Annotated in this window: 15 protein-coding genes; 1 reads left to right on the plus strand and 14 read right to left on the minus strand. The window is 68.8% G+C overall.

What is annotated here, in order from left to right:
* Nucleotides 1-7: 7 nt before the first annotated feature.
* The 14 genes from FFI97_RS24715 to ssb form a co-directional block, all read right to left on the minus strand.
* Nucleotides 8-613, minus strand: coding sequence for a hypothetical protein (locus FFI97_RS24715; protein ID WP_139704297.1), 606 nt, complete (start codon nt 611-613; stop codon nt 8-10).
* Nucleotides 614-629: 16 nt separating this feature from the next.
* A complete protein-coding gene (locus tag FFI97_RS24720; protein ID WP_260685142.1) occupies nt 630-2,432 on the minus strand; it encodes a VanW family protein in 1,803 nt (600 codons plus the stop codon).
* Entirely contained in the window at nt 2,429-3,034 is a 606-nt protein-coding gene (locus FFI97_RS24725; RefSeq protein WP_139704295.1) for a DUF6891 domain-containing protein, read from the minus strand. The genes FFI97_RS24720 and FFI97_RS24725 overlap by 4 nt, the downstream gene beginning before the upstream one ends.
* A gap of 301 nt (nt 3,035-3,335) precedes the next feature.
* Nucleotides 3,336-3,716 carry a helicase SNF2 gene (locus tag FFI97_RS24730; protein ID WP_139704294.1) on the minus strand — a complete coding sequence of 127 codons (381 nt, stop codon included), beginning with the start codon at nt 3,714-3,716 and terminating at the stop codon, nt 3,336-3,338.
* A gap of 246 nt (nt 3,717-3,962) precedes the next feature.
* Nucleotides 3,963-5,447, minus strand: coding sequence for a PLP-dependent aminotransferase family protein (locus FFI97_RS24735; protein WP_070063410.1), 1,485 nt, complete (start codon nt 5,445-5,447; stop codon nt 3,963-3,965).
* 71 nt (nt 5,448-5,518) lie between these two features.
* Nucleotides 5,519-6,319: an inositol monophosphatase family protein gene (locus FFI97_RS24740; RefSeq protein WP_206167823.1), complete on the minus strand. Its 801-nt coding sequence runs from the start codon at nt 6,317-6,319 to the stop codon at nt 5,519-5,521.
* A gap of 13 nt (nt 6,320-6,332) precedes the next feature.
* Nucleotides 6,333-7,052 (minus strand): ABC transporter permease, encoded by a 720-nt coding sequence (locus FFI97_RS24745; RefSeq protein WP_139704293.1) that lies wholly within the window; start codon nt 7,050-7,052, stop codon nt 6,333-6,335.
* A gap of 2 nt (nt 7,053-7,054) precedes the next feature.
* The gene (locus FFI97_RS24750; RefSeq protein ID WP_139704291.1) at nt 7,055-7,747 is read right to left on the minus strand and encodes an ABC transporter permease; all 693 of its coding nucleotides are present in this window, start codon (nt 7,745-7,747) and stop codon (nt 7,055-7,057) included.
* Between the two features lie 44 nt (nt 7,748-7,791).
* Nucleotides 7,792-8,580: a transporter substrate-binding domain-containing protein gene (locus FFI97_RS24755; protein WP_139704289.1), complete on the minus strand. Its 789-nt coding sequence runs from the start codon at nt 8,578-8,580 to the stop codon at nt 7,792-7,794.
* A 33-nt stretch (nt 8,581-8,613) separates the two neighbouring features.
* Complete coding sequence (locus FFI97_RS24760) at nt 8,614-9,402, minus strand: ABC transporter ATP-binding protein (RefSeq protein WP_062480462.1); 789 nt, start codon at nt 9,400-9,402, stop codon at nt 8,614-8,616.
* Nucleotides 9,403-9,435: 33 nt separating this feature from the next.
* Entirely contained in the window at nt 9,436-10,215 is a 780-nt protein-coding gene (locus FFI97_RS24765) for an SDR family oxidoreductase (protein ID WP_139704287.1), read from the minus strand.
* A gap of 14 nt (nt 10,216-10,229) precedes the next feature.
* A complete protein-coding gene (locus FFI97_RS24770; RefSeq protein WP_095950688.1) occupies nt 10,230-11,000 on the minus strand; it encodes a 2-keto-4-pentenoate hydratase in 771 nt (256 codons plus the stop codon).
* A gap of 7 nt (nt 11,001-11,007) precedes the next feature.
* Nucleotides 11,008-12,207 carry a pyridoxal phosphate-dependent aminotransferase gene (locus tag FFI97_RS24775; protein ID WP_139704310.1) on the minus strand — a complete coding sequence of 400 codons (1,200 nt, stop codon included), beginning with the start codon at nt 12,205-12,207 and terminating at the stop codon, nt 11,008-11,010.
* A 395-nt stretch (nt 12,208-12,602) separates the two neighbouring features.
* Nucleotides 12,603-13,157 (minus strand): single-stranded DNA-binding protein, encoded by a 555-nt coding sequence (gene ssb, locus FFI97_RS24780; RefSeq protein WP_139704285.1) that lies wholly within the window; start codon nt 13,155-13,157, stop codon nt 12,603-12,605.
* A 184-nt stretch (nt 13,158-13,341) separates the two neighbouring features.
* Between ssb and uvrA the strand changes: the two genes are divergently transcribed.
* On the plus strand, nt 13,342-16,425 hold the full coding sequence (uvrA, locus tag FFI97_RS24785; protein ID WP_185993702.1) for an excinuclease ABC subunit UvrA: 3,084 nt from the start codon (nt 13,342-13,344) through the stop codon (nt 16,423-16,425).
* Nucleotides 16,426-16,454: the final 29 nt, after the last annotated feature.

Below are 16,454 nucleotides of genomic sequence, written 5' to 3' on the forward strand. Positions count from 1 at the left end.
TTGTCCCTTACCAGCCGAACACGTCGACGACGTTTTCGGCCGCCGCCGCACTGCCCAGCAGCGGCGCGAGGCGATCGACCAGGCGCGCGCGGTGCACCGGATCGACCTCGCAGTCGTCCTCGTCGGTGAAGATGGCGTCGCCCGCTTCGTCCCACACCTGGCCGATGGTGCCCAGGCAGGCGGCCATCTCGAAGATGTCGGCGAAGAGCGGTTCGTCTTCTTCCCAGGCGCCCGTGCCGTGCATCGCGAACTGGATCGCGCCGGTGCGCAGGTCGAAGATGAACGGATCGGCGCCCTGGTCGGCCACCACGAGCCAATGCTCGGGCCAGTCGGCGATGCGCTCGCCGGTGATGCCGTGCCAGCGGTAGCCCGCCTGCAGCTGCCACAGGCGCGAGAGCGCGGGAATGCTGAACGGGTTGCCGGTGGTCGGCACCGTGAGGCCCGCGTAGCCCACGCGCTCGTTGACCCACTCGCCGAGCGGGCCGACCTGTTCGTAGAAGGTGACGAGGGCGGCGGGCAAGGCCAGCTCGCCGTGCCAGTGCTCGGCGGCGGATTGCGGCGCCAGCGCGCCATGGGAAGCCAGGGCCGCGCGGGCCTGTTCGATCGATGCCACGGGGGTTGTTCTCCGTTCAGGTCAGGCGGACGGCCTGCTGCAATGCGGTGCGCAGTGCGTCGATGTCGCCGGGTGCGACCTCGTGCACGCCCGGCACGCCGGCCAGGCCGCAGGCCGTCGATGCCACCACGGGCACGCCGGTCGCCACGGCGCGCAGCAATGCGCGCGGGGCGTGCTCGACATGCGCGGGCAGCACGACGACGCTCGCACCGGCCAGCACATCGCCTTGCCAGTTCATGTGTTGAATGTGTTCGATGCCCTGCCAGAGCTGCGCGTCGTCCGACGGCGCGCCCAGCACGCGCAGGCGGCACGGCCAGCCTTGCAGCGCGGCCGCGAGTTCGCGCGCGCCCTTGCGCGCCAGCGCGCTGGCGGCGAACACGACGAGCGGTGGTTCTTCGCGCTTGCTGTGCGTCGTCTTCACCTGCGGCAGCGCCCAGTCGAGCCGCTGCAGCGTGGCCTGCGGCGCGTACTGCGCCATGGCCTGTGCCACCCCTGCATGCGGCGTGACGACGACCGCCGCGCGCGCGAGCGCCAGCGCTTCGTCGCGCACCAGCGATGCATCGGCGCGGAAGTCGCGCAAGGTGGCGTCGCCGGGCCAGCGCTGCGATGCGGCATCGAGCCGCTTTTCAATCTCGGCCATCAGCAGTGCGCTGGCCAGCACGGTGATGCGGCGCCCGTCGAGCGCGCCGAGGCGCTGCAGGTGCGACAGCAGCGACTGCTCGACCACCAGGTGCGTGTGCGCAGGCACCAGCCGCGCGGCAAAGGCCTGCGCGAGCCAGCGCTGGCCGTCGATCAGGCTGGCCTGGCGCCGGCCTGCCTGCCGCGCCCAGAGCCGCTGCCACACGGCGCGGCGCAGGCTCGCGGCCCACGCGGTGGTCACCGCTGCGTTCGTCGCGGGCTCGCGATGCCAACCGGTGGAAGGCACGCGCCAGAACGCGAGCCGCAGCGGCACGGGCTGCATGCGCTGCGCTTGCGGATGCGCCTCGCGCAGGTGGCGTGCGAACTCCGGCGTCCAGCCATCGACGAGCACGGCGGTGCGCCCTTCGGCGCCGACATCGACCGGCGGACGGTGGCGAAAGCATGCCGTCTGGTCGCAGCTCAGGCAGCCGCGCGCCAGCGCCAGCGGCAGCGCCGTGGGCGTGTCGTCGTTCGTGCGCCGCAGCGTGACGGGCTCGGCCGGCACCGCCCGCGGCTTGCGCGCGCGGATGCGCACCACGAGCTCGGTGTCGGTCAGCGCCACTTCGAGCCGCCAGGCGTGCCGGGCGCGCAGCTTCACGTCGACGTAGTTCCAGAACACCGTCGCATCGACGGCGTCGCCGTCCGGCGTGTCGGCCTGCTCGATGCGCGCCGTGTGGCCGTGGCGCTCGACCAGCTCGAAGCCCGCGCGCACGGCCACCGTGGCGAGCGCGTTCGACAGCTGGCACAGCCCGCCGGCCAGCGTCGGCACCACGCAGCCGCCGCGCACCTCGCGCCCGACCACGAAGCCGCGCCCGGCGCCCGGTCGCCCCAGCTGGCGCCAGAAGCTCAGCACCTCGCCGGCCGGCACCTCGATGGCGTCGAAGGCCGGCCGCGCCACGCGCAGGTTGTGCACCTTGCCGGCGACCAAGGGAAATTCATCGGCCCGGCCGTCGGACCACAAGGGGGTTCGGTACTGCGCGAGCACCGGCGCATCGGCCAGCGCGTGTTGGCCTGTGGGCCAGCGCCGGGCCGAGGGCCGCAGGGTTTCGCGCAGGGCGTGGGCCGTGGCGAGCAGCCGCGAGCGCAGCCAGAAGTCGATCGCGTCGATGCGGCGCGGCGGCTGCCAGGCCTGCGCACTCACGCGGCGGGGCCTCGCTTGCGCCATTGGCCGAGGTCGGCTTCGATGCGCTCGTTGATGTTGCCGCTCCATTGCGCGCCGAAGCCGGCGTCGCGCAGCAGCTCGACGATGCGGCGGCCGACCACGACGGTGTTGGCTTCGCGCTGCGCGATCTCGGGGATCATGCCGCCGCTGAAGGCGAGGTACAGGCGGCCGGAGCGCACGGCGCCATCCAGGTCCTGTGCGTGATAGAAGCAGCAGCCGCGGATGCCGGACTCGAGCCGCCCGGCCGCACGCCACTGCTCGCGCACGTCGTCGTGCCCGTCGGACAGCGTGTTGCCGGCGCGGTGCAGGGCGATGATCTTTTCGCTGCGCAGCTGCGCGAACACGGCCTCGAGCCGGTCGTACTCGGTCTGCGCGGGCCACTGCGCCTCGGCGGCGCGCTTGGCGGCGCAGGCGCGCGTGGTTTCGGCCTTGATCCAGGCGCGGTCCTCGGGCGTGAGCTCATCCGGATCGAGGTACTCGTCGGTGATCATCCAGCCGATGTCGGCATCGACATGGAAGCCGCTCCACACCAGGTCGTGGATGCGTCCGCGCGTGTCTTCGGGGTCGAGAGTGAGGGCCATGCGTAGTGGGTCGTCGCTTGGTTGGCGACGGATCGTGCTTTCATTTTTCGCGGTCGGAACGACGCTCGATTCTCGCGTGTCCGCACCACGGCGATGCGTTAATGCGAAAGCATGCGCTCTGGCGGCCATCCCTCCCGCGCCCAAATCATGAGGGATGCGCAAGGCCAAGGCAATGTGACTTTCGGCCAAGAATTCACGGTCATGGCCCATGAAAAAAGCCGGCCCTGCGTTGGCAGGGCCGGCTTTTCATGAAGACCTGGAACCTTCGCCGATCCCGTCGGCGAAGCGTTCTGGCTGTTGCTTACAGCGGCAGTGCGTCGCCGTGGGCAGCAGCGCGGGCTGCGGCGCGAACCGCAGCGCGGTCGACGGTGCTGGCGACGATCGGGGCCACGCCCGACGAAGCGCCTTCGGCGTACGGGTCGGCGCTGTGTGCGGCGGCGACAGCGTCGGCACGCACGGCGGCGCGGCTGGTGTTCGACACGATCACTTGCGCGGGGCCTGCATTGGCGCCGGTGGCGTAGGGGTTGGCGCTGTGCGCGGCCACGACGGCTTGGGCGGCAACGTCGGCGCGGCTGGCGGCCGAGGTCAGTTGATGCACGCCTTCATAGCTTTCGGCATGGGCGGCGCCGGCAACGGCCATCAGGGCAACAGCAACGGCGGAGAGGATCTTCGAGGCGGTCATTTGGATTTCTTCCTTCTTCAATTCAGTTCAAGTTCTTGCTTCGGATGTCGAACCGGTCTTGGGTGAGTCACCGCCCCTCTGTTCTTTTTCGGAGGGCGGCCACCTCGCTCGGGGCCCTGTTCACCCAGATCAGCTTTGAGGGCTGGTCCGTGAGATGAATTGTGCGCCTCGATCTAGGTAAAAACCCGTAGCAAAACGAACCGCGGTGTTCACGGATTCGAAACAATTGAAGGGCAGTCGCGATGCTCAGGCGTTCGCGACCGCACTGCCAAAGAGCGCCAACGCCGGGGCGATCCGCTCGGCGGGCGTGTTGCCGAAGCCGAAGACGAAGCCCGTGCGGACCTGCTCGCTCAGGCAGTAGGCCGAGATCGCGGGCACATCGATACGGTGCGCCAGCAGCGCCTGGGAGACCGCCGCATCGTCGATCGGCGTGCGCGAGATGGCCGACAGGTGCAGCCCCGAGCCGGTGGTCGACAGCTCGAAATCGCGCCCCACCAGCGTCCTGAAGCAGTGCTCCATGAGCTGCGCGCGTTCGCGATAGCGCACGCCCATGCGCCGGATGTGGGCCGCCAGCTGCCCGCTCGCCATGAAGTCGGCCACCACGCCCTGGGTCGGCATGGAGGCCTTGAACGAGAAGATCTGCGTGGCGCAGGCGAAGGCGTCCGCCAGGTCGGGCGGGACCACCAGGTAGGCCAGGTTGAGCGCGGGCGAGATGGAACGGTTGAAGTTCCCGATGTAGATGACCCGCCCCCCGTGGTCCAGCGCCGCCAGCGGAGGCAGCGGCCTGCCGCGGAAATGGAAGGCGTTGTTGAAGTCGTACTCGATCACCCAGGCGTTGCGCTCGTGCGCCCACTGCAGGAGCGAGAGGCGTCGCTCCAGCGGCATCGTGCTGCCGAAGGGGAACTGGTTGGTGGGCGACGCCACGATCAGCCGCGCGTCGGGCGCATGGCTGTCGAACCGGCTGCTGTCCAGGCCCTGCAGGTCGATGGGCACGGGCACCAGGTCCGCGCCGAAGCCCATCAAGGCGGCAAGCCGCGTGATGTAGCCCGGGTCTTCCACGATGATGCGATCGCCGTGGTCGGTCAGCACCTGGCCGGCCAGCACGAAGCCCTGCGTCGTGCCGTCGACCACGAGCACCTGGTCCGGCAGGCAGGAAATACCGTGTGCCTCGCCCACATAGTCCGCGATCTGCTGGCGCAGTTCGGGCAGCCCCATCGGCGAGCCGTAGCCCAGCTCCGCGGCCGGCGCCGAACGCCAGTACTGCGACGAGACCTTGGCGAACTGCTCGAACGGCAGCTGGTCGAGCGCGGGAACGGTCGGGCTGAGGTCGAACGTGGCATTGCGCTCGGGCGGCAGCGCCAGTTCGGACATCGCCTGCGCACGCCGCGAGATGTGCCGGGGCGCCGGCGCGGCGACAGGGGCATTCGACGGCGCCCCGGCCGGCGCGCTGCGCTCCTCGGGCAGCACGGCGGCAATGTAGGTGCCCGCCCCGACGCGGCCGCTGACATAGCCCTCGGCCAGCAGCCGTTCGTAGACGAGGACCACGGTGTTGCGCGACACGCCGAGTTCCGCGGCCAGCTGGCGGGTGGGCGGCAGCCGCGAGTTCTTGGAGATCCGGCCCTGCACGATGGCCTGGCGGATCTGCTCGAACACCTGGACGTGCAGCGGATCGGAGCCGCTGCGGTCCAGCGAAAGCGAACTCCAGGTCGGGTAGTTGAAGTGCCGCGGCATACGAGATCTCCATGCCGCCCATGCCGGACAGGGCTGCGGCGGCCTTCGAATATACGGCCCGGTCGCCCGCGCTAGGCGCCCGCAAGCATGCGCAGGACCTCCTCGTGGCGGCGGGGGTTGCCCGACGCGACCAGCCGGTTGCCGGAGTAGATCGTGAGCGGACGCCCCTCCCAATCGGTGATGACGCCGCCGGCGCCCTCGATCACCGGCACCAGCGCGCAGTAGTCGACCTCGCGATGGCGGCCGCAATCGATGCCGATGTCGATCGTTCCGTTGGCGATGCAGCCGTACGCATAGCAGCTCGATCCGTACACGCACCATTTGGCGGCGCTGCGCAGCGTCTCGAACGCCTCGCGCTCGCGCGGCCCGAAGGGCTCCGGGTTGCTGCACGACACCAGCGCGTCGGCCAGCGACGGGCATTCGCGGCTGCGGATGCGCTGGCCATTGAAGGTGGACGGCTGGCCCTGCGCCCCAGCCCATCGGTCGTTGGTGATGGGGTGGTCGATCACGCCGATGATCGGCGTGCCGTGGCGCGCCAGCGAAATCAGCGTCCCGTAGATGGGAATGCCCGTGATGAAGGCCTTGGTGCCGTCGATCGGGTCGAGCACCCAGACGTACTCGGCATCGAGGTCCTGGCCTTCGAACTCCTCGCCGAGGATGCCGTGCGAGGGATAGCGGTGGCGGATCAGCGTGCGCAGCGTCTGCTCGACATGCTTGTCCACGACGGTGACGGGGCTGTCGTCCTCCTTGGACTCGAAGCCCCTGCGGCTGTACAGGTTCTCGCGCAGGATGGCGCCGCTGGCGTCGGCCAGCCCATGGGCGAAGGCGAGGAATTCGGCCATCGCCGACTCTGGAACGGAAGAAGTGGACACGCGGTCTCCTGGATCAAGTGGGCATGGGCCCGGTGCCGTGCTGCGCCGGCAAGTGGCGAAGATGGCGAGACATGCGGTGCTCCAGCCGCCGCACCAGGTGGTTGGCGGCGAACGCGAAGGCAAGGTAGATCAACCCGGCCGCAATGAAGATCTCGTAGGGGGCGAAGGTGCGCGCCACCAGGGTGTTGGCCACGCCCGTCAGCTCCGACAGCGTGATGGCGCTGGCCAGCGACGTGCGCTTGATCGTCTTGATCACCTCGTTGCCGTAGGCCGGCAGCGCCAGCAGCATCGCCCGCGGCAGGATGACGTGGCGGTACAGCGCACCGAAGGACAGCCCGAAGGCCTGGCCGGCCTCGACCTCCCCGTGCGGCACCGCCTGGATCGCCCCGCGGAAGATGTGCACGGCGTAGGCCGTCGTGTTCAGCACGAAGGTGATGACGGCGCACCAGTACGGCTTGCGCAGGTAGGGCCAGGCCCAGCTGTCGCGCACCGCATCGATCTGGGCAATGCCGTAGTACAGGATGAAGATCTGCACCAGCAGCGGCGTTCCCCGGAAGACCTGCGAGAACACCTCGACGGGCCAGCGCAGCCACCAGGCCTTCTGGACGCGCACGATGGCCAGCGGCACCGCCAGCAGCGTCGCGAGCACCATCGTGATCGCGAAGAGCTCCAGCGTGAGCAGCGCGCCCTGCCAGAGCACCGGAAGGCTCTCGACAATGAGTTCGACATCCATGGTCAGGCCGTCCTTTCACCGCGGGCGCCGCGGCGCTCGAGCTGATGCAGCACGAGCGAACTCAGCACGGTCAGCGTGAGGTAGATGGCGCCGGCACTGAGGTAGAAGAACAGGGCGCGGCGCGTGTCGCTGGTGGCCAGTTCGGAGGCCTTCATCAGCTCGCTCAGCCCCACGATGGAGATCAGCGAGGTGTCCTTGAGCGTCGAGATCCAGATGTTGCCCAGGCCCGGCAGCGCCAGCCGCAGCATCTGCGGGCACTGGATCACGAAGAAGATCTGCAGGGTGCCCATGCCCACGGCCATGCCGGCCTCCACCTGCCCGCGGGGAATGGCCGTGAGCGCGCCGCGGAACACCTCCGAGGCGTAGCCGCCGAAGATCAGCGCCAGTGCAAACACACCCGCCGGATACGGCGGAATCTCGACCATGCCCGCGTCGGGCCTGACCAGCGCGAGCAGCCGGCTCAAGACCACCGTGCTGCCGAAGTACACCATCAGGATCAGCAGCAGTTGCGGGATGCCCCGTATCGTCGTGATGTAGGCCTCGGCCAGCCAGCGCACCGCCTTGAAGCGGGACAGGCAGGCCGCCGCGCCCAGAAGCCCCAGCGCGATGCCGAACACCGACGACACCAGCGCCACCTCCACGGTCGTCCAGGCGCCCTGCGCGATGGTCGGCCCCCAGCCGTTGAACATGTCCATGGTGTCGTCAGAAATCGATGAGCGGATTGGGCGGTGCGACGGCGTCAGTGCCAGACCGCGGGCAGCACACTGAAGCTCCAGTACTTCTGGTTGATCGCCTTGAAGGTCCCGTCGGCAAACATGCCCTTGAGCGCCGCGTTGATCTCGTCGCGCAGCGCCGCGGCCCCCTTGGGCAAGCCGACGGCCACGCCTTCGCCCAGGTACTTGGGCGCCTCGATCTCGGGGCTGACGAACTCGTAGTTGCGCCCTTCCGGCTTTTCCAGGAAGTCGGTGCGAACCTTCATGGGGCTCACGAGCATGAGGTCGATGCGGCCGGCCACGAGGTCCAGCAGCATGTTCTCGGCCGAGTCGTAGCGCGTGATCTCGACGCCGGAGAACTCGCCCGCAAGGTAGCTGTCGTTCGTGGTGGCCCGCTGCACGCCCACCACCTTGCCCTTGAGCGCGCCTGCGTTGGGCGTGTTGTCGGGCTTCATCGGGAGCAGCCCCCCGTTCTTGCGGCCCACGAAGCGCGCCGTGGAGGCCCGGTAGGGAACGGAGAAGTCGATGCTCTTCTTGCGCGCCTCGGTGATCGACAGGCTCGACGTGACGACATCGATCTTCCTGGAAAGCAGCGCGGGAATCAGCCCGTCGAACCCCAGGCAGACGAACTGCACGTTGGCGTTCATCCGCCGCCCGATCTCGCGGGCGATGTCGATCTCGAAACCCTTCAGCTCGCCCGACGCATCGCGGTAGTTGAAGGGCGGATAGGTGCACTGCACCCCGGCCTTGATCTCGCGGCCCATGGCGGCGAGGGAGCACGCGGCCAGCAGGCCTGCGAACAACCATTTCTTCATTTCGTCTCCAGTTCTTGGTTCGTGATGTCGTGGCTACAGGACGCTGTCGAGGAACTTGCGGCAGCGCTCGCTGCGCGGGTTGCCGAACACGTCGGCAGGCGCCCCGCGTTCCTCGATCTTTCCCTTGTGCAGGAAGGCGACCTCGGTCGAGACCTCGCGTGCGAACGCCATCTCGTGGGTGACCATCACCATGGTGCGCCCCTCCTCGGCCAGCAGGCGGATCACCTTCAGCACCTCGCCCACGAGCTCGGGGTCGAGGGCGGATGTGGGCTCGTCGAACAGCAGCAGCTTGGGCTCCATCGCCAGCGCACGGGCGATCGCGCAGCGCTGCTGCTGGCCGCCCGAGATGTGGGCCGGATAGTGCCGAAGCCGGTCGCCGAGCCCGACCTTCGCCAGCAGCGCTTCGGCCCGTTCCGTCGCTTCGCGGCGCGACAGCCCCAGCACCTTCATGGGCGGCATGGCCACGTTCTCCAGCACGGTCATGTGGCTCCACAGGTTGAAGTTCTGGAACACCATGCCGATGCCCGCGCGCAGCCGGTTCACCTGGCTCTTGCTGGCGGGGCTCGACTGCCCTGCCGACGACCGGCGCATGCGGATCTCCTCGCCATCGATGGCGACGGTGCCGGCGTCGGGCACTTCGAGCAGGTTGAGGCAGCGCAGGAAGGTGCTCTTGCCCGAGCCGCTGGCACCGATCAGCGTGACCACGTCGTGCTCGTGCGCGCACAGGTCGATGCCGCGCAGCACGTCCAGCGCGCCGAAGCGTTTCTCGATGCCGGTGGCAGACACGATCTGCCTGCCCTGTTGTCGTTGGGGGTCGCTCAAGTGAGTTCCTTTTGAACGGTGCTGGCGCTTCGCCTAGAAGGTCCCGGGATAGGCCCCGCCGTCGAGCAGCAGATTCTGTGCGTTGATGTAGCCGGCATGGGCGCTGCACAGGAAAGCGCAGGCACGGCCGAACTCCATCGGATCGCCGAAGCGCGCGGCCGGGCTGCGGCCCTGCCATTCGGTCTGCTCGGCCTCGAACGAGCGACCCGACCCGGCCGCGGCAGCCTCCACCGTGGCGCGCAGGCGGTCGGTGGCGAACGAGCCGGGCAGCAGGTTGTTGATGGTGACGTTGCGATGCGCCGTGCGCCGCGCCAGGCCCGCCACGAAGCCGGTGAGCCCGCTGCGCGCGCCGTTGGACAGCCCCAGGATGTCGATGGGCGCCTTCACCGAGGACGAGGTGATGTTGACGATGCGGCCAAAGCCGCGCGCCATCATGCCGTCCACCGTCGCCTTGATCAGCTCGATGGGTGTCAGCATGTTGGCGTTGAGCGCCACCATCCAGTCGTCGCACGTCCATTGGCGGAAGTCGCCCGGCTTGGGACCTGCGGCATTGGTCACCAGGATGTCCGGCGCGGGGCAGGCCTCGAGGACGAGCGCCCGCCCCTGCACCGTCGTGACGTCGGCGGCCACCGTGCGCACGTGCACGCCGGTGGCCTCGCGGATGTCGTCAGCGGTGGCCTCGAGCGCCTGCGCGCCGCGCGCCACGATGGTCAGCGATGCGCCGTCTTCCGCCAGCGCGAACGCGCACGCCCGGCCCAGCCCCTTGCTCGCGGCGCACACCAGCGCCGTCTTGCCCTTGATTCCCAGATCCATGGCGACCTCTTGCCTCAGATGAAGTTCGCGGCGACCGTGCCGAAGCGGTCGAACGAGGAATGCACCCGCATGCCCTGCGACGCGCGGTACTGCCGCGTGAAGGAGCCGGACATCACCTGCATCCCCGCCTCGAGGGCCAGCCCGAATTCGGCCAGCTTGTTCGCCAGCCACAGCACCGAGAGCAGCCCGCCGCCCTGCATGACCGCCGAGCCGGAGGCCGTCTCGCTGACGGCGCCATCGACCTGCACCGTCACATTGGCGCCGGCCAGGTCGCGGTTGTCGGCCGTCAGCGGCACGGCCGCCCCCGTCACATAGGCCTTCTGCTGCGCGTTGTCCGCCATGGCCAGCGCCAGGTTGCCGGCAAACGGACCGCGGACCTCCACGATCTCCAGGGCCGGCGCCGCATGCGTCACGGCGGCAGCGACCTCCTCCAGGCTCACGCCGGGTCCGCGCAGCGTCTTGCCGATGGTCAGGCACAGCTCGTTCTCGAAGCCGGGCGCGATCAGCTCGGAGAAGCGATAGGCCTGGCCGCTCGCATGCCGGCCGCTTTCCAGCAGATAGCCGAAGCAGGGCTCGTGCACCTGCTGCTGCACGCGCATGGCCTCGGCGGTGAGGCCGACCTTCCAGCCCGTCTGCCGCTCGCCCCTGGCCAGGCGCCTGTGCAACAGGGCCAGCTGCACTTCGTAGCCCTGCTGCAGGGAAAACTTCCCGGCCCATTCCGACGGCATGTGGCGTCCGTCCTCCATGGCTTGCCAAAGGGCGCCCGCAATGTCTTGGGTGTTCATCGCATCCTCATCGTGTGGTTGGGTGGTGTTCCAGGTAGGCGGCCAGGCGGCGAACGCCATCGTCCAGGCGCGGCGTGCCGCTGGCATAGCACCAGCGCAGGTAGCCTTCGCCCTCGGGGCCGAAGGCCACGCCGGGCGCCAGCCCCAGCCCGGCCTCGGCCACGAGCTGCTTGCAGAACGCGAGGCTGTCCGTCACGCCGTCGACACGGAAGAAGGTGTACATCGCGCCCCGGGCGGGCGCGGCGAGCTCGACCCCCGGCACGCTCCCCAGGCGCGCCGCCAGGTGGTCCCTGCCCTGACGCAACCGCTCGACGGTGCGGGCAATGGCATCTTCCCCGCGCGCCAGGGCGACCACCCCCGCCGCCTGCACGAAGGGCGGCGCGCAGGTGCTGCTGTACTCGATCAGCTTGCCGATGTCGCCCAGCATCGCCGGCGGCACGACGATCCAGCCCAGGCGCCATCCGGTCATGCGCCAGGCCTTGGAAAAGGAGTTGCAGCTGATGACCCGGTCCTCGGGCGTCGCGATGTCCAGGAAGGACGGCGCGCACGGCGCATCGAAGCTGATGCGCTGGTAGACATCGTCGCTGACGATCCAGATGCCCAGGCGCCGGCAGTGCGCGAGGATGGTCTCCTGCGACTCGCGCGAGAGCGTCCAGCCCGTCGGGTTGTTGGGCGCGTTCAGCAGCAGCGCGCGGGTGTCCGGCCGAAGCGCTTCCAGAAGGCGCTGCTCGTCGAGCACCCAGCCCGCCGCGGTGAACTGCAATGCGACGGTCTCGACGTGCGCGCCCAGCACCTTGGGCATCTCGACCAGGTTGGGCCACAACGGCGTCACGGCCACGACGCGGTCGCCGGGGTTCAGCAGTGCCTGCAGGGCCAGCATCAGCGCATGCGTGCCCGAACTCGTCACCGCCACCCGTTCGACGCCGATCGAGCCATGCCAGCGCGACAGATACCGGGCGATCTCCTCGCGCAACGCGGGCTCGCCCAGCGTCTGGACGTAGAAGGTGCGCCTGTTCTCGAGGGCTGCGATCGCAGCGCCACAAATCTCGTCCGGCGTCTCCTCGTCGGGCTCACCGAACCAGAAAGGCAGGATGTCCTTGCGGTCCATGCCCGCATTGGCGACCTCGCGGATCTTCGAGGACCGCAGGGCCTGGACTTCGGCGCGTGCGACGGTCGATGGCGGGCAGTGGGAGGCGGCGCTCTGCATGTCGTGCTTGTCTCGGTGTTCTATGGCCTGCATGCTCCGACGCCGCACGGTGCGGGACAAGGACCAATTCCGCGCGCCGAGGCGGACCAATCGCGGCGAACCGGCCGACGGCGATGCGCTGCTGCACGGCGCTATTCAGCAGAACGGCCGGAGCCAATGGGTCGATTGCCGCCGGGAATTGCCCCTCTGAACACAGTCATTGCCGTCGAAAAGGGGCTCACGTCAAACGCTTCCGCTGCGCTCAACGGCCAGACGAACACAGAGGCTGCACTTCCTTGGCAAGACAGCACTTTCCCGGGCGCGACCGCCCATGGAGAGAATTCGAAATAAAAAGGGCAAAAAAAAGCCTGCCTTCGAAAAGGCAGGCCTTCATTGAAACGCTCGAGGAGCCGGTTTCAGAACGGAATGTCGTCGTCCATGTCGTCGAAGCCCGACGACGACTTGGCCGGCGCCTGGCGCGGCGCCGGTGCCGGGGCACGCGGTGCGGCCGCGGGAGCACGCGGGGCGTAACCGCCACCGCCGCCACCACCACCTTGCGAATAACCACCGCCGCCGCCCCCGCCTTGCGAGTAGCCGCCGTCGTCGTCGCTCGGACCCGACGGGCCGCCCTGGCCCTGGCGGCTGCCCAGCATCTGCATCTGGTCGGCGCGGATTTCGGTGGTGTATTTTTCGATGCCGTCCTTGTCGGTCCACTTGCGCGTGCGCAGCGAGCCTTCGACATACACCTGCGAGCCCTTGCGCAGGTACTGGCCGGCGATTTCGGCCAGGCGGCCGTTGAACACGATGCGGTGCCATTCGGTGGCTTCGCGCATCTCACCGCTTTGCTTGTCTTTCCAGCGATCGGTGGTGGCCACGGTGACGTTTGCGACCTGATCGCCGCTCGGGAATGTCCGCATTTCGGGGTCGCGCCCCAGGTTGCCGACGACGATGACTTTATTGACCGATGCCATATGCACTGCCCCTGATAAGTAGATGAAGGAGGAGGTTGAGAGGAACCCTCCATTCTGCCTGAGCCGAAATCGGCCCGGCGCCGGCCAGCCTGGGCGGGGGCGTCCGCCGCCGTCCATCCCCTGGTCATGACAGGCGGAGCCGGCGCCTCTATCATGTCCGGTTGCCCTCGGACGACCGCACCCCTTGAATTCACCCACCACTGAAGACACCCCGGAGCGTGACGCCTACCTTGGCGCCCTGCTCGCCCAGCAGCGCATCAGCATCCGCGGCGCGCGCACCCACAACCTGAAGAACGTCGATCTCGACATCCCGCGCAACAAGCTGGTGGTGATCACCGGCCTGTCGGGCTCGGGCAAGTCGAGCCTGGCGTTCGACACGCTGTATGCCGAGGGGCAGCGGCGCTACGTGGAAAGCCTCTCGGCCTATGCGCGGCAGTTCCTGCAGCTCATGGACAAGCCCGACGTCGACGTGATCGAGGGCCTGTCGCCCGCCATCAGCATCGAGCAGAAGGCCACCAGCCACAACCCGCGCTCCACCGTGGGCACGGTGACCGAGATCCACGACTACCTGCGCCTCTTGTACGCCCGCGCCGGCACGCCCTTCTGCCCCGACCACCACCTGCCGCTGCAGGCGCAGACGGTGTCGCAGATGGTCGACGCGGTGCTGGCCCTGCCCGACGAGCCCCGGCTGATGATCCTGGCACCGGTGGCGCGCGAGAAGAAGGGCGAGTTCCTCGAGCTCTTCACCGAGATGCAGGCGGCCGGCTACGTGCGCTTTCGCGTCGACGGGCAGACCTACGAATACAACGACCTGCCCAAGCTCAAGAAGACCGAGAAGCACGACATCGACGTGGTCATCGACCGCCTGCGCGCGCGCCCCGACATGCAGCAGCGCCTGGCCGAGAGCTTCGAGGCCGCGCTGCGCCTGGCGGAGGGCCGCGCCATTGCGCTGGAGCTGGGCGCAAGGCCGGAAGGCAGCGCCGATGGCGCTGCGGGGGCGCCCGACAAGGAACACCTGTTCAACGCCAAGTTCGCCTGCCCGATCTGCCACTACTCGCTGTCGGAGCTCGAACCGCGCCTGTTCTCGTTCAACTCGCCCGTGGGCGCCTGCCCGAGCTGCGACGGCCTGGGCCACCGCGAGGTGTTCGACCCGGTGCGCGTGGTGGCGTTTCCGTCGCTGTCGATCGCCAGCGGCGCCATCAAGGGCTGGGACCGCCGCAATGGCTACTACTTCAGCATGGTCGAGAGCGTCGCCAAGCACTACAAGTTCGACGTCGACGCGCCCTTCGAGTCGCTGCCGGCCTCGGTGCAGCAGACGCTGCTGCACGGCTCGGGCGGTGAAGAGATCAAGTTCAACTACACCATGGAGTCGGGCAACTTCGCGGGCAAGAAGCTCACGAAGAAGCACCCCTTCGAGGGGATCATCCCGAACATGACGCGGCGCTACCGCGAGACCGATTCGGTGATGGTGCGCGAAGACCTCGCGCGCTTTCGCAACCAGCAGCCCTGCCCCGACTGCGGCGGCTCGCGGCTGCGGCGCGAGGCGCGCAACGTGTTCCTGGTCGACGATGCCGGGCACGTGGGCGCGAACGGCGGCGAGCCGCCGCGCATGGCCATTTTTGAACTCAGCCACCTCACGTTGCGCGATGCCTACGCCTGGTTCAGCACTCTGAAGCTGCGCGGCGCCAAGGCCGACATCGCCGACAAGGTGGTGCGCGAGATCGGCCTGCGCCTGAAATTCCTCAACGACGTGGGCCTCAATTACCTGAGCCTGGACCGCAGCGCCGAGACGCTCTCGGGCGGCGAGGCGCAGCGCATCCGCCTCGCGTCGCAGATCGGTTCGGGCCTCACGGGCGTGATGTACGTGCTCGACGAGCCCAGCATCGGCCTGCACCAGCGCGACAACGACCGCCTCATCGGCACGCTGAAGCACCTGCGCGACATCGGCAACAGCGTGATCGTGGTGGAGCACGACGAGGACATGATCCACGCCGCCGACCACGTGATCGACATGGGCCCCGGCGCCGGCGTGCACGGCGGACGCGTGATGGCGCAGGGCACCTACGCCCAGGTGTCGGCCAACCCCGAGTCGCTCACCGGCCAGTACCTCTCGGGCGTGAAGAAGATCGAGGTGCCCAAGCACCGCACCGCCTGGCTGCCGGCGGTGAAGAAGCCGGCCTTCAACGAAGGCAAGAAGCCCTCGCGCTTTCCGCAGAGCCCCGCGGCCGAACGCCGCGCGGCGCGCGAGGCGGCGCACCTGGCTTCGCAGACCGACCTGCAGGAGATCCGCGTGGTCGGCGCCACCGGCAACAACCTGAAGAACGTGAGCGTGGCCTTCCCCGTGGGCCTCTTGACCTGCGTGACCGGCGTGTCGGGCTCGGGCAAGTCGACGCTGGTGAACGACACGCTCTACACCGCCGTGGCACGCACGCTGTACCGCGCGCACGAAGAGCCGGCCGCGCACGAGTCGGTGGAAGGCATCGAGTATTTCGACAAGGTCATCAACGTCGACCAGAGCCCCATCGGCCGCACGCCGCGCAGCAACCCGGCCACCTACACGGGCCTGTTCACGCCCATCCGCGAGCTCATGGCCGAGACCAACACCGCACGCGAGCGCGGCTACGGCCCGGGCCGCTTCAGCTTCAACGTGGCCGGTGGCCGCTGCGAGGCCTGCCAGGGCGACGGCGTGGTGAAGGTCGAGATGCACTTCCTGCCCGACGTGTACGTGCCCTGCGAGGTCTGCCACGGCCAGCGCTACAACCGCGAGACGCTCGAGGTCCAGTACAAGGGCCGGAACATCGCGCAGATCCTCGAGATGACGGTCGAGGTCGCGCACGAGTTCCTGAAAGCCGTGCCGACCATCGAGCGCAAGCTGCGCACGCTGCTGGACGTGGGCCTCTCCTACATCAAGCTCGGCCAGTCGGCCACCACGCTGTCGGGCGGCGAGGCGCAGCGCGTGAAGCTCGCGCTCGAACTCAGCAAGCGCGACACGGGCCGCACGCTCTACATCCTCGACGAGCCGACGACCGGCCTGCACTTCGCGGACATCGAACTGCTGCTCAAGGTGCTGCACCAGCTGCGCGACGCGGGCAACACCATCGTCGTGATCGAGCACAACCTGGACGTCATCAAGACCGCCGACTGGCTCATCGACATGGGCCCCGAGGGCGGTGCCGGCGGCGGCACGGTGGTGGGCGAAGGCACGCCGGAAGACATCGCGGCGAACGAGGCGAGCCACACGGGCCGCTACCTCAAGCGCCTGCTGTAGCCGCACCGCCAGCACGAATGCACGGGCCG

This window comes from Variovorax sp. KBS0712 (assembly GCF_006323185.2).
Classification (GTDB): domain Bacteria; phylum Pseudomonadota; class Gammaproteobacteria; order Burkholderiales; family Burkholderiaceae_C; genus Variovorax; species Variovorax boronicumulans.

Excerpts from the sequence above, each read along its gene's own strand:
- FFI97_RS24725 (WP_139704295.1), bottom strand. The coding sequence starts at position 3,034 with ATGGCCCTCACTCTCGACCCCGAAGACACGCGCGGACGCATCCACGAC.
- FFI97_RS24730 (WP_139704294.1), bottom strand. The coding sequence starts at position 3,716 with ATGACCGCCTCGAAGATCCTCTCCGCCGTTGCTGTTGCCCTGATGGCC.
- FFI97_RS24735 (WP_070063410.1), bottom strand. The coding sequence starts at position 5,447 with ATGCCGCGGCACTTCAACTACCCGACCTGGAGTTCGCTTTCGCTGGAC.
- FFI97_RS24745 (WP_139704293.1), bottom strand. The coding sequence starts at position 7,052 with ATGGATGTCGAACTCATTGTCGAGAGCCTTCCGGTGCTCTGGCAGGGC.
- FFI97_RS24750 (WP_139704291.1), bottom strand. The coding sequence starts at position 7,747 with ATGGACATGTTCAACGGCTGGGGGCCGACCATCGCGCAGGGCGCCTGG.
- FFI97_RS24755 (WP_139704289.1), bottom strand. The coding sequence starts at position 8,580 with ATGAAGAAATGGTTGTTCGCAGGCCTGCTGGCCGCGTGCTCCCTCGCC.
- FFI97_RS24765 (WP_139704287.1), bottom strand. The coding sequence starts at position 10,215 with ATGGATCTGGGAATCAAGGGCAAGACGGCGCTGGTGTGCGCCGCGAGC.
- FFI97_RS24770 (WP_095950688.1), bottom strand. The coding sequence starts at position 11,000 with ATGAACACCCAAGACATTGCGGGCGCCCTTTGGCAAGCCATGGAGGAC.
- FFI97_RS24775 (WP_139704310.1), bottom strand. The coding sequence starts at position 12,207 with ATGCAGAGCGCCGCCTCCCACTGCCCGCCATCGACCGTCGCACGCGCC.
- ssb (WP_139704285.1), bottom strand. The coding sequence starts at position 13,157 with ATGGCATCGGTCAATAAAGTCATCGTCGTCGGCAACCTGGGGCGCGAC.